This is a genomic window from Achromobacter sp. UMC46, from assembly GCF_014170335.1.
In the GTDB taxonomy this organism is placed as follows: Bacteria; Pseudomonadota; Gammaproteobacteria; order Burkholderiales; family Burkholderiaceae_B; genus Achromobacter.
Genome location: NZ_LZZS01000024.1, coordinates 51,306 through 63,248 on the forward strand (window position 1 = coordinate 51,306; position 11,943 = coordinate 63,248).

The 11,943-nt window shown below is 67.6% G+C and carries 11 protein-coding genes; 4 read left to right on the forward strand and 7 right to left on the reverse strand.

What is annotated here, in order from left to right:
* Nucleotides 1–35 precede the first annotated feature (35 nt).
* The gene (locus A9973_RS17625; RefSeq protein WP_183015015.1) at nucleotides 36–1,223 is read right to left on the reverse strand and encodes an acyl-CoA dehydrogenase family protein; all 1,188 of its coding nucleotides are present in this window, start codon (nucleotides 1,221–1,223) and stop codon (nucleotides 36–38) included.
* 181 nt (nucleotides 1,224–1,404) lie between these two features.
* Between A9973_RS17625 and A9973_RS17630 the strand changes: the two genes are divergently transcribed.
* The 4 genes from A9973_RS17630 (at nucleotide 1,405) to A9973_RS17645 (ending at nucleotide 6,552) form a co-directional block, all read left to right on the forward strand.
* Entirely contained in the window at nucleotides 1,405–3,213 is a 1,809-nt protein-coding gene (locus A9973_RS17630) for a TetR family transcriptional regulator (RefSeq protein WP_183015016.1), read from the forward strand.
* Between the two features lie 2 nt (nucleotides 3,214–3,215).
* The gene (locus A9973_RS17635; RefSeq protein WP_370539502.1) at nucleotides 3,216–4,319 is read left to right on the forward strand and encodes a hypothetical protein; all 1,104 of its coding nucleotides are present in this window, start codon (nucleotides 3,216–3,218) and stop codon (nucleotides 4,317–4,319) included.
* Nucleotides 4,316–5,503 (forward strand): CaiB/BaiF CoA-transferase family protein, encoded by a 1,188-nt coding sequence (locus A9973_RS17640; protein WP_183015018.1) that lies wholly within the window; start codon nucleotides 4,316–4,318, stop codon nucleotides 5,501–5,503. Before A9973_RS17635 ends, A9973_RS17640 begins: the two co-directional genes overlap by 4 nt.
* A gap of 83 nt (nucleotides 5,504–5,586) precedes the next feature.
* Nucleotides 5,587–6,552, forward strand: coding sequence for a tripartite tricarboxylate transporter substrate binding protein (locus A9973_RS17645; RefSeq protein ID WP_183015019.1), 966 nt, complete (start codon nucleotides 5,587–5,589; stop codon nucleotides 6,550–6,552).
* Nucleotides 6,553–6,609: 57 nt separating this feature from the next.
* Here the strand turns inward: A9973_RS17645 and A9973_RS17650 are convergent, their stop codons facing one another.
* From A9973_RS17650 to cadR, 6 genes are all read right to left on the reverse strand, one after another.
* Nucleotides 6,610–7,203 (reverse strand): nitroreductase, encoded by a 594-nt coding sequence (locus A9973_RS17650; RefSeq protein ID WP_183015020.1) that lies wholly within the window; start codon nucleotides 7,201–7,203, stop codon nucleotides 6,610–6,612.
* An 87-nt stretch (nucleotides 7,204–7,290) separates the two neighbouring features.
* The gene (locus A9973_RS17655; RefSeq protein ID WP_183015021.1) at nucleotides 7,291–8,274 is read right to left on the reverse strand and encodes a tripartite tricarboxylate transporter substrate binding protein; all 984 of its coding nucleotides are present in this window, start codon (nucleotides 8,272–8,274) and stop codon (nucleotides 7,291–7,293) included.
* A gap of 180 nt (nucleotides 8,275–8,454) precedes the next feature.
* Nucleotides 8,455–9,270: an enoyl-CoA hydratase gene (locus A9973_RS17660; protein ID WP_183015022.1), complete on the reverse strand. Its 816-nt coding sequence runs from the start codon at nucleotides 9,268–9,270 to the stop codon at nucleotides 8,455–8,457.
* Complete coding sequence (locus A9973_RS17665) at nucleotides 9,267–10,013, reverse strand: FadR/GntR family transcriptional regulator (RefSeq protein WP_183015023.1); 747 nt, start codon at nucleotides 10,011–10,013, stop codon at nucleotides 9,267–9,269. The genes A9973_RS17660 and A9973_RS17665 overlap by 4 nt, the downstream gene beginning before the upstream one ends.
* 63 nt (nucleotides 10,014–10,076) lie before the next feature.
* The gene (locus tag A9973_RS17670) at nucleotides 10,077–11,258 is read right to left on the reverse strand and encodes a CaiB/BaiF CoA-transferase family protein (protein ID WP_183015024.1); all 1,182 of its coding nucleotides are present in this window, start codon (nucleotides 11,256–11,258) and stop codon (nucleotides 10,077–10,079) included.
* 160 nt (nucleotides 11,259–11,418) lie between these two features.
* Nucleotides 11,419–11,853 carry a Cd(II)/Pb(II)-responsive transcriptional regulator gene (gene cadR, locus A9973_RS17675; protein ID WP_006224078.1) on the reverse strand — a complete coding sequence of 145 codons (435 nt, stop codon included), beginning with the start codon at nucleotides 11,851–11,853 and terminating at the stop codon, nucleotides 11,419–11,421.
* Between the last annotated feature and the right edge of the window lie 90 nt (nucleotides 11,854–11,943).

Consider the following 11,943-nt stretch of genomic DNA (forward strand, 5'->3'; position numbering starts at 1 on the left):
CGCCGATCCTGCGCCCGCAAGCGGTCAGAATGCGTTCATGCGGTGGCCCGCAGCACGTCGCGCGCGATGATGATCTTCTGCACTTCGCTGGCGCCCTCGTAGATGCGCAGCGCCCGGATTTCGCGATACAGGCTTTCCAGTGTTTCGCCCACCCGCACCCCGCGCGCGCCGAACAGCTGCAGGGCCATGTCGACCACGGCCTGCGCGTTTTCGGTGGCGGCAAGCTTGGCCATCGCGGCTTCGCGCGTCGTGGGCAGGCCCTGCACGTCGCGGCGCCAGGCGGCGCGGTACGTCAGCAACGCCGCCCCGTCGATGGCCACGGCCATGTCGCCCAGTTTGGATTGCGTCAATTGCAGGTCGCCCAACGCGCCGCCGAACAACTGGCGGCTGCGGGCATGCGCCACGGCCTCGTCGAAAGCGCGACGCGCGAATCCCAGCGCCGCGCCCGCCACCGATACGCGGAAGATGTCCAGCGTGCGCATGGCCAGCTTGAACCCTTCCCCCGGCACGCCCAGCAGGCGGTCGGCGGGAATGCGCAGGTTGTCCAAGCGCAGCGTCGCCAGCGGATGCGGCGCCATGACATCGATGCGTTCGCTGACGGAAAAACCCGGGTCGTCGGGATACACCACGAAGGCCGAGATTCCGCGCGTGCCCGCCGCCTCTTCCGTGCGCGCGAACAGCGTGTAGACATCGGCGATGCCGCCGTTCGAGATCCAGGTCTTTTCCCCGTTGATGACGTAATGACCGTCTTCCAGCCGGGCGCGGCACTGCATGCCCGCCGCATCCGAACCCGCCGCCTTCTCGGACAGGGCGAACGCCGGGATGCATTCGCCGGCGGCGACGCTGGGCAGGATCCTGGCCTTCAGCGTTTCGGATCCGGCCAGGCTGATCGCCCCGCTGCCCAGCCCTTGCATCGCGAACGCGAAATCCGCCAAGCCGTGGCGATAGGCCAGCGCTTCGCGCGCCAGCACCAGCCGGCGCGACTCGACCGTCGGCGCGTCGCCGCCGTAAGCCTGCGGCACGCTGGCCCGCAACAGGCCCGCGCGCCCCATCGCCTGCACCAGGTCCCGGCAGCACGCATCCACGTTGGCCGGTGTCGCAGGCGGATCGCTGCGCCCGTCGGCAAAAGCCTCAACCCGTTTCAGATAGTCCCGGTGGACCGGCTCGAAAAAGGGAAGGTCCATCGATTCGCGTTGATGCAGCGGAACGAAATCAGTGCTCATGAGCGCCCTCGGATTGGTGGTCGTGGAGCCAGCAGTCTAATCACATACGAACAAGTATGGTCAATTTCATACCCAAGGGTTTTCCTATAGATATCAAGGTTATTTTTCGATTGATATTCCGTCTTCGGCCCAATACCATCCCAATCAGTATGCCGATCTATACGCATAAGGATGGAAACCGATGGCACTTGCTTGGCCCTCTCCTCCCGCCGATGCGGCCCGCTGGTTGACACGGGCGCGGCGCGTCGCGGCGCTCTCTGGAACCGCCCACGCGGACGCCCCGCCGATGCATGGCGGCCTGGCGGCGCTGTGCGACCCGTCGCAGCTTGCGCCGGCCTCTACCCTGTTGGCCGTGATCGAAACCCTGGCCGCCCGCCAGCCGGCCCTGTCGTTGACACTGGCAGCCGCCTGGTGCGCTACGGCCGCCAGTGCGGGCCTTACCCCCGTCAAACGCGGCAGGTCCGCCGTGGCGGGCGCTTGCGCCGGCCTGGCCGGCGCCTTGGATCCCGCCAGCGGCCAGCCGGCATTCATCGCCCATGCGGACGGACCAGCCTGGCGCCTCCAGGGCGCGGCCGCCTGGATCGGCGCCGTCTCGGGATCTCCCCTTCTGGTGTTTGCGCACCATGCCGACACGCACGCGGTATCCGCATTCCTGCTGCCTGCGGACGCCCCCGGCATCCGTCCCGCCTTGCCGAATGAAGCCAGCGGCCAGGCCGACCTTGATCTTGCCGTCGGCCCCGAACGCCTGCTGGGGCCCGCCGGACAGGCGCGCGACGCCATGGTGCGCGCGGACGCGCTGCGCCGTCTTGCGGCCAGCGCCCAGGCCACCGGCGTCGCACTCGCCGCATACGAGTTGGCCGCGCGCTCGTTGCCCGTGGCCTCGGCCCGGTCGGCACCGCCACGCGCCGCGTTGGAGCTGGCCGCTTGCGTCAGCGCGCTGGCCGCCGTGCGAGCCATGCTGCAAGAGGCCGGCCGCACCGCCGACGCACGGCAGGACATCCGGCTGTTGAGCGCCATGACGCTGCTGTCGGCCTCGGAAGCCGCCGAGCGGATGCTGGCCGCCGGCCTGAAGATGGCCGCAGCCTCGCCCTGCGCGGAAACGCCCGCGCTGCAGGCCCTGCTGCGGGTGCGCTACCTCCATCAGGCCACCGCGGGGCCACAAGAAGCCCAGGCCGTCCTGCTGGCCGGCGCCATCCAGCCGTCCTCGTTACAGCCATCGTCCCCGCAGCCGTCCCCCTTCCCCCCGTCTTCCCTCCCGTCCGCTTCCGGAGCCGCCCGCGCCATGTCTTCCGCCCCCCTCACCCGTGCCGGCGACCCACCGGACCGCGTCGCCGAAATCCTGGACGCCGCCGCCGACGCCTTCACGCAGCAGACCTACGACACCACGACGCTGGACCAGATCGGCGAAGCGCTGGGCGTGACCAAGGGCAGCATCTACCACCACTACCGCAGCAAGGCGCATCTGTTCACCGCGGTCTACCAGCGCGCGCTGGAGATGAACATCGCCACGGTCGAGCCGATTGCGATCCAGCCCGGCGTGCGCGCCATCGACCGGCTCTACCGCATGGCCTATGCGCACGCCATGCAGGTCATGAAGCACCTTTCCTATCAGCGCGTGGCGGTGCAGGGGCTGGAATCCCACCTGATGGGCCGCATCAACGAAGAGCAGCGCGCCCGCCTGGACGAAGTCATCAGCCTGCGCGACCACTACGAGGAACTCTTCGTGAACGTGCTGGCGCAAGCCGTCGAGGCCGGCGAGCTGCCGCGCCAGAACGCGCGCCTGGCCGCCAAACCGCTGTTCGGGGCCATCAACTGGACCACGATGTGGTATCAGCCCCGCCCCGGCGAAACCGCGGCGGACCGGGAGCGCCTGGCCGCGCACCTGGCCACCTTCGTGCTGTCCGGCCTGACGTTGGCCTACCAGCCGCCGGCCGGTGAACCCGCCGCCGAACAAGCCGGTTCCCCGGCCGCCGCCGCTCACGGAGAATGACCATGCACGCCTCCCCCGCCCCCGCCGCCGTGGCCGATGACGCGGCCCGCTGGTCGGCCGTCGCCGAGTGGTACCACGCCTACTTCACCGGCCTGGTGATGACGATGGTGACCCGCCGCGGCAGCCGCGAAGCGGCCGACCTGGTCTTCCATATTTTCCGCCGCCAGCACCTGGAGCGTTTCCTGCCCGGGCTGGAAAAGCTGGGGATCGCCGGCTTGCCGCCCGCCGTGGCTGCCGCGCGCTACCACTATCTGTCCAACGCCATCGGCGGCGTGCGGGTGGAATACATGGAAGAATCGCCGCGCAAGGTCTGGGTGCGCTACCCCACGCCGCGCTGGGCCTGGCAAGGCACCGCGCTCTGCGCGATTCCCGGCGAGGTCTCGCATGCCGTGCTGCGCGGCTGGCACGCCCACAACGGGGTCTCGCTCGGCACGCGCCGGTTGGGCTTCGTCTGCACCAAGCAGGCCATGGACGGGCAGCCCGGACTGGAAGGCTATTACTGCGAATACGAGCACGACATCCCGGAAGACGAGCGCCTGCGTTTCGCCCGGGGCGAAGAAGCCCCGACATTCGACGCGGCCAGCGCGCCCACCTTGCCGACAGAGACGTGGCCGCGGGACCGCCTGCAGAAAGCCCGCCGCAACTACGCCATGGAATACGTGCGTACCGCGCTGCCCGAGCTGATCGCGCTGCACGGCCCGCACGAAGCCGCGTGGCTGGGCGGCATCACGGCCCGGCTGATCGGCATGCAGTTCTATAGCAGCACCGCAGCCGCCTTCGGCCTTCCCGACCAGGGCAGCGCCGCGGATTTCGCGCGCTTCATGGTCGCGCTTGCCCAGGCGCAGGGCGATCAGGCCGAGCTGATCGATGACGGCGGCGCGCCTGGCGTGCGCCAGACCACCTGGAAGCTGATGGCCGGTATGACGCAACTGCACGGCGCCGCCTTCGACGCCTGGAACTGCCTGCTGGAAGGCGCGCTATCGGCGCACGACCGCCGGCTGGACCTGAAAGTGACGCGCCGCCTGGACCAGGGCGACGGCGCGTTCGAGTGGCGCATCGCACCTCGCGGCGTCCTCGTCGGCCCGATCCCGGGAGGCCGCTCATGAACGGATCCAGCCTCGATGGATTGCGCGTGATCGACGCCTCGCGCGTGCTGGCGGGCCCTTATTGCGGCCAGATGCTGGGCGACCACGGCGCGGATGTCGTCAAGATCGAGCCGCCCAGCGGAGACGAGACGCGCACGTTCGGCCCGCCGGTGAACGCAGGCGGCGCGGCCTACTTCCAGGCGCTGAACCGCAACAAGCGCGGCGTGGTGCTGGACCTGAACCGCGAAGACGCACGCGAGGTCTTCTGGCGCATGCTGGAAACCGCCGACGTGCTGATCGAGAACTTCAAGGCCAGCACGCTGGCGTCCTGGGGCATCGCCGATCCGGCCATGCTGTGCGAGCGTTTTCCGCGCCTGATCCACTGCCGCATCACGGGCTTTGGCGACGACGGTCCGCTGGGCGGCCAGCCGGGCTACGACGCCGCGGTGCAAGCGGCCTGCGGACTGATGAGCGTCAACGGCACGGCGGACGGGCCGCCGTTGCGGCTGGGCGTTCCCATGGTCGACCTCACCACCGGCATGCAAGCGGCCATCGCGGTCCTGGCGGCGCTGGCCGAACGCGCCCGCTCCGGCCGTGGCCAGCTTTGCGATGTCGCGCTGCACGACTGCGCGCTCAGCATCGCCCATCCGCATCTGGCGAACTACCTGTGGACCGGCAAGACGCCTGGGCGGTCCGGCAACGGCCACCCCAACATCGCCCCCTACGACGCCTTCGAAACCGCCACGGTTCCCGTCTATGTGGCCGTGGGCAACGAACGCCAGTTCGCCACGCTGTGCGCCAAGCTGGGGGCTCCGGCCCTGGCGCAAGACCCGAAGTTCCTGCGCAACGTGGACCGCATCGCACACCGCGCCGAACTGCGCAAGGCGCTGGAACAGTTGCTGGCCGACCGCGACGGCCGGGAAGTGTCCGAAACGTTGATGGCCGCCGGCGTGCCGGTCGCGCCGATCCTGGACGTGGCCCAGGCGATTGCGACGCCGCATGCGGCACACCGGCAAATGGCGTTGACCCGCGGCGACTACCGCGGCCCCGGCTTCCCCGTGAAGTTGAGCCGGACGCCGGCCGCGTTGCGGACGTTGCCGCCGATGCCCGGCGAACACAGCGAAGACGTGTTGCGGGAAGCCGGCTACGGCAGCGCCGACATCGAGCGGCTGCGCGCCGCTGGCGCACTGGGGCCGCCCACCTGAATTTCCGGCAGCGGACGAATCCGCTGCATCCGTGAAAAACCGCGGCACAGCGGCATCCGGCACTACGACAACAGGAGACAACCATGAAATTGCATCACTTGCCTTTGCTAGCGGCAATGCTGGTTTGCAGTCCAGCCGCCATGGCTGCGGGCGACTTCCCTACCCAGGCCGTCCGCATCGTCGTTCCGCACCAGCCGGGGTCCACCACGGAAACGTTCGGCCGGATGCTGACCCCCGAGATGAGCGCGCTGCTGGGCCAGCCCCTGGTGATCGAATCGCGGGCGGGCGCCGCCGGCACCATCGGTGCGCGCGACGTCGCGCTAAGCAAGCCCGACGGCTACACCGGCCTGATGAACGCCTCGATCCAGGTCATGTACGCGGGCATATTCAAGACGCTGCACTTCGATCCCATGAAGGATTTCACGCCGGTCGGCGTGTTCGGCTTCGCCCCCATGGTGGCCGTCGTGCGCACCCAGTCGCCGATCAAGAGCTTCCGCGACATGATCGAGACCGCGCGCGCCAAGCCCGGCAGCGTGACCTTCGCCTCAGGCGGCCTGGGATCCCTGCCGCACCTGGTGGGCGAACTGGTCAACCTGAGTTCAGACGTGCAGATCACCCACATTCCGTACAACGGCACCGGCCAGGCCCTGACGGATGTGCTGGGCGGGCACATCGATGTGCTGTACGCGTCGGTGGCCACCGCCCTGCCCCAGATCAAGGCGGGCAAGCTGCGCGCGCTGGCCATCACATCGGCCTCGCGCATCGACCTGCTGCCGGACGTGCCCACCATCGCCGAATCCGGCATCGCCGGCTTCGATGTGACATCGTGGTATGGCTATTGGGTGCCGAAAGCCACGCCGCGCCCCGTGGTGGACCGGTTGAACCAGAGCATGCGCGACGCGTCGGCCATGCCGGTGGTGGTGAAGCGGCTGGCGAGCGACGGCATCATCCCCAGCAAGATGGACGCCGGCGAATTCGCGGCGTTTGCCGAATCGGAAAACAAGAAATGGCTGGACGTCATGAAACGCGCGAACGTTCAGCCCAACTGAGAAGCCGCGCCGGGCGCCCGACCCGCGGGCCGGGGCGCCCCGGCGCCGCAACCGCGATCAGACCGGACCGGTCCACTCCGTGACGAACTCGCGGTAGTCGGGGCGGTTGGCCGGCGGCACGGCGCAACCCGGCGTGCCGATGGCCAGATAGCCCAGGAAACGGTAGTCCAGCGAATCCAGGCCCAACGCGTTCTGCACGTCTTCGACGTAGGTGCCGACGCCGGTGCTCCAGAAAGCGCCGTAGCCCAGCATGTGGACGGCGTTCAGGATGTTCATGACCGAGCAGCCCGTGGCCAGCAACTGTTCGTGTTCGGGGATCTTGGTGTTGTCGTGCGCGATCTTCTGCGCCACGGCGATGAACAGCGGCACGCCGGCCATCCATTCGCGCACCGACTTTTCCTTTTCAGGCGTCATGCGCGGGTCGCCGCTGCGCTTGACTGCGTCCAGCGCCACGTCCGCCAGTTTGCCGATGGCCTCGCCCTGGATCACGACAAAGCGCCACGGGCGCAGCGCGCCATGGTCGGGCGCCGACATGGCGGTTTGCAGGATCTGTTCGATTTCGTCGGGCTTGGGCGCCGGGCCCCGCAGGAACTTCACGGAACGGCGCGTGGTCAGGGCGTGCAGCGGCGTGGCGGTGGTGGATACGGTCATTGATTCGGGCGCAAATGGGAAAGAAATAGATTCTCATATTACGCCAAGTCCCGCCCGCCCCCCGGCTTCCCCACGCCGGGCCAGAGGTCATTCGATCTGAATGTTCACCTCTTTGATGACCGCCGCCCACCGCGCCAGCTCCGCATTGACGAACTGCCCCAGCTCCGCCGGGCTGCTGGCGCCGGGCGTCGCCCCCTCGCCCTTGAAGCGGGTTTGCAACGCAGGCACGGCAAGGGCCCGCGCCACGGCCTGATTCAGCACGGCGACGACGGCGTCGGGCGTGCCCTTGGGCGCCATCAGCGCATTCCACGTATTGATCTCGTAGCCTTTGAACGAGGACGTTTCGGCCACGGTCGGCACATCCGGCAGTTCCGTCGAACGTTCCCGCGTGGTGACGGCAAGGGCACGCAGGCTACCGGCCTTGACCTGCGGCAACGCCGCGGGCAGGGTCGCGAAGCTGAACTGCGTCTCGCCGCTCATGACCGAAGAATTCGCCAGCGCGCCGCCGCGATAAGGCACGTGCTGGATCTTCACATGCGCCTCCGAGGCGAACATCGCGCCCGCGACGTGCACTGGCGACCCGTTGCCGCTGGACGAATAGTTCAGATCGCCCGGCTTGGCGCGCGCCAGTTCGATCAAGTCGGCCACCGAATTGACCGGCAGCTTCGGATTGGTGACAAGCACCAGCGGAATCGACGCGATCATGCTGACCGGCGTGAACCCGTTCACGGGGTCGTAGCCCAGCGACTTCCGGTACACGGCGGGATTGATGCCGTGGCTGGACACCGTCGCCATGAACAGTGTGTAGCCGTCGGGCGCTGCCTGCTGCACGGAGGCGGCGGCGATGTTGCCCGCTGCGCCGGCCTTGTTCTCGATGATGATGGGCTGCTTGAGTTCCTTGCTGAGTTGTTCGCCCAGCGCGCGCGCCAGGATGTCGGTCGTGCCGCCTGCGGAATAGCCCACGATGATGCGGATGGGCTGGCTTGGATAGCTGTTCTGGGCATGGGCGGGCGCCACGGCGCACGCCAACGCCAATCCTGCCAGCGCCGCGCTCAGGGTAGTCGTGTTCATCTCTGTCTCCTCGTCGCCGCGCTTGTCTGCGCGATCTGTGGCTCCGCCGCCGGGGAAACGGGGCGGATGCCGGGGGTGGACCGGACCCGGGCCGGATTCAAGACGCAGCGATCCCCCTGCCGCGCCGGACAAGCGCGCGGCCCGTGGGACCTGCATGGGGAATCCGGCCTGGCGCCGGGGTCAGGTGCCGGTGAACACCGGCGCTCTCTTTTCCGCGAACGCCTTGCGGCCTTCGCGATAGTCATTGCTTGCGAAACACTCCATCACCAGCCGGCGCATGCCTTCGATGTCGACTTCCGGACCCAGCTGCTGCATCTGGCGGATCATCCGCTTGCCGGCGCGCAGCGTCAGCGGCGCATTGGCCTGGATCTGCCCCAGCATTTTTTCCAGCACCGCCGGCAATTCGGCGGCCGGCGCCACCTTGCTGAGCAGGCCCAGTTCCTTGGCCTCGGCCGCGGTGTAGCGCGCTGCCGTCAGGAAGATCTCCAGCGCATTGGCCGGGCCGACCGCCGTGACCAGGTTGCGGATCGCCGTCAACCGGTAGCCCAGGCCCAGCTTGCCCGCGGGAATGGCAAACGAACTGTCTTCCGACGCCACGCGGATATCGCAACACAGCGCGATGTTCAATCCGCCGCCGATGCAATAGCCCTGGATGTACGCCAGCGTGGGCTTGTCGTAGTCGTACAGCGCCAGTTGCGCCGCCTCGGCGACGCGCTCGTATTCCTGCACGGCGTCTTCGCCGCTGCGCAGCGTGTCGAACTGCGAGATGTTCGCGCCGCTGACAAACGACTTGCCGCCCGCCCCCTGCAAGACCACCGCGCGGATCCGCGTGTCCTTCGAGAACGCGTCCAGCACAACCGGAATGGCCTCCCACATCGCATACGACACCGCGTTGTGGCGTTGCGGATCGTTGAAGGTCAGCCAACCCACCGCCCCGCGCTTTTCAGCCACGATGTGTTCGGTGATCTCGTCTTGCAGGATGCGTTCTGTGTTCACGGTTGCTTTCCTTGTATGACTGTCTGATGTCGTTGAATGCCGTTGGTCAGATGCGTGCGCATGGCCAATCGGGCGGCGTCGCTGTCGCCGGCGACGATCGCGTCGAAAATCAGGTGGTGCTCGCGTTCGATCTCGGCCACCCGCTCGGTGCCGGCGCTGGTGTAGCGCAGCGTGCGCACGGCGCTGCGGAACACATGCCGCAAATGCGCCAGCAGGCGGACGAAATAGGGATTGTTGGTGGCTTCGCCCACGGCCATGTGGAAGTCCAGGGCGTGGTCCGCGCCGGCCTGCCAGTCGTTGCCCGCCGCGTCCACGCGCAGCAGCGCCTGGCGCAAGGTCTCGATCTGCTCGGGCTTGCGGTGCAGCGCCGCCTGGGCGGCCGCGCCGGACTCCAGTTCGACGCGCAGCCAGAAAATGTGCGCAAGCGGTTCGGGCGAAAGCAGGTCTTCGGGCGCGATCTCGAAATTGCGCGTGCCCACGTCCAGCGCCACGAAGGTGCCCACGCCGCGCCGGGTATCCACATACCCCGACAGCTTCAGCCGCGCGATCGCTTCGCGCACGACGTTCCGGCTGACCGCGAACATCTGCGCCAACTCGAATTCCGTGGGCAGGCGCTGGCCAGGCTCGAATTCGCCCGAGACGATCTTCTGGCGAATCTGCGCGGCGATTTCATCGGGCAGGTTGTCAGGGCGTCCCAGGCTGGAAAACACCTGGTCGGTGGCGGGGGAAGGGGCATTCATCATGGGGGGTCTCCGTCGAGGCTGCCTTGTTGCCGGCAGCCATGGCGGCGATATTAGCCTTGTGCGTCAGATCACGCCGTCCTGGGCCAGTTGCCGCAATTCGGCGGGCGCCAGCCCCAGCATGCCCCCGTAGACGTCGCCGTTGTGTTCGCCGCGTTCCGGCGCCGGCCGCATCTCGCCCGCCCCGGTCCGGCTCAGTATCATCGGCTGGCCGACGACCGAGATCGGCCCCAGCGCCGGATGCTGGATCTGGCGGCTAAGGTTCAGATGGCGCACCTGCGGGTCCTCGAATGTCTGGTCCATGCCCAGGATCGGTCCGCACGGCACGCCTTGCTCGTTCATTCGCGCGATCCAATCGGCGGTGTCGCGCGTCGCCGTGCGCTCGCCGATGGCGGCGTTCAACGCCGTGCGGTGCTTGGCGCGCAACGGCACGGTCAGGAAGCGCTCGTCTTCGATCAGCGCCGGAATCTCCAGGACGCGGCACAGGCGCGCGTACATGTCGTTGCCCATCGCGGCGATATTCATATAGCCGTCGCGCGTGGGGAAGACGCCTGTCGGGCTGCTGGTGGGATGATCGTTGCCGCTCTGCCCCGGCACCTCGCCGTTCATCAGCCAGCGCATCGCCTGGAAATCCATCATCCAGACCTGCGATTGCAGCAGCGACGTCTGCACCCACTGGCCCAGCCCCGACACTTCACGTTCCAGCAAGGCGATGAAAATGCCGATCGCGCAGAACAGGCCCGACGTCAGGTCCGCGATCGGGATGCCCGCCCGCATCGGCCCCCGGCCGGGTTCGCCGGTGACAGACATCAATCCGCCGATGCCCTGCGCGATCTGGTCCAGGCCGGGACGCCCGGCGTACGGGCCGTCCTGCCCGAAGCCCGATACGCTGGCATAGACGATGCGCGGGTTCACCTCGCGTAGCGACTCGTAGTCGATGCCCAGCTTGAACTTCACATTGGGGCGATAGTTCTCGACCACCACGTCGGCCTGGCGCACCAGGTCCAGGAACAAGGCGCGCCCCTGCGGATGCTTCAGGTTCAGCGTCACGCTGCGCTTGTTGCGGTGGGTGTTCTGGTAGTCGGCGAACTGCGCCGAGCCGCCCGGCTTGTCGTCCTGTTCGTCGCCCGGCTCTTCGATCTTGATCACCGTCGCGCCCCAGTCCGCGAACTGTCGCACCGCGGCCGGGCCGGAGCGCACCCGGGTCAGGTCCAGAACCGTGAAACGGCTCAGGGGTTTGGAATCCATGATTGTCTGCCTCGCGTTTTATTGATCGGAATCCTTGCCTGCCTGCGCCGGCCGGATCCGTCATTTGTTGGATGTTGGACATCTTACATCCTGATTTTGGGCAAAACAATCCGCCGATCCGTTCCAGACGGATCGGGCTTTCCCTAAGGGGTTCGGGCGCTCAGCCCAGGTGCGTGTGCCGCTCCTGGCGCTCTTCGACCTGCATTTCAGACAGGCCGTGCAGAATGCCGCAGTCTTCCGCGTCGGGCCGCGCCGACAGGCAGCGCTGGCGCAATTCGGTCAGTTGCGTCTTCAGCTGCGTCAGTTCGGCGATGCGCTCATCCACGTGCGAGATGTGCTCGTCGAACAACTCGTTAATGGGGCCGCACCCCGTCTGATGGTTGTCGGCCAGCGACAGGATGGCGCGGATCTCGTCCTGCGTCATGTCCAGCGCCCGGCAGTTGCGGATCAGGCGCAGCCGTTCCAGATGCGGTTGCCCGTAGCTGCGGTAGTTGTTCAGGCCGCGCTCCGGAGCGGGCAGCAGCCCTTCTTTCTCGTAGTACCTGACGGTTTCGACGGTGGTGCCCGCCGCGGTAGCCAATTCGCCAATACGCATCGCGCCTCCCTGGATCGCATCCGATTGAATGTTGGGGTTGACCCTATAGTAACTCCAAGGTGTGGAATACGGCCATCAGCTTAAAAAAGG

Bases quoted from the DNA above. Each gene is read 5' to 3' on its own strand.
- A9973_RS17625 (WP_183015015.1), bottom strand. From the start codon at position 1,223: ATGAGCACTGATTTCGTTCCGCTGCATCAACGCGAATCGATGGACCTT.
- A9973_RS17630 (WP_183015016.1), top strand. From the start codon at position 1,405: ATGGCACTTGCTTGGCCCTCTCCTCCCGCCGATGCGGCCCGCTGGTTG.
- A9973_RS17635 (WP_370539502.1), top strand. From the start codon at position 3,216: ATGCACGCCTCCCCCGCCCCCGCCGCCGTGGCCGATGACGCGGCCCGC.
- A9973_RS17640 (WP_183015018.1), top strand. From the start codon at position 4,316: ATGAACGGATCCAGCCTCGATGGATTGCGCGTGATCGACGCCTCGCGC.
- A9973_RS17645 (WP_183015019.1), top strand. From the start codon at position 5,587: ATGAAATTGCATCACTTGCCTTTGCTAGCGGCAATGCTGGTTTGCAGT.
- A9973_RS17650 (WP_183015020.1), bottom strand. From the start codon at position 7,203: ATGACCGTATCCACCACCGCCACGCCGCTGCACGCCCTGACCACGCGC.
- A9973_RS17655 (WP_183015021.1), bottom strand. From the start codon at position 8,274: ATGAACACGACTACCCTGAGCGCGGCGCTGGCAGGATTGGCGTTGGCG.
- A9973_RS17665 (WP_183015023.1), bottom strand. From the start codon at position 10,013: ATGATGAATGCCCCTTCCCCCGCCACCGACCAGGTGTTTTCCAGCCTG.
- A9973_RS17670 (WP_183015024.1), bottom strand. From the start codon at position 11,258: ATGGATTCCAAACCCCTGAGCCGTTTCACGGTTCTGGACCTGACCCGG.
- cadR (WP_006224078.1), bottom strand. From the start codon at position 11,853: ATGCGTATTGGCGAATTGGCTACCGCGGCGGGCACCACCGTCGAAACC.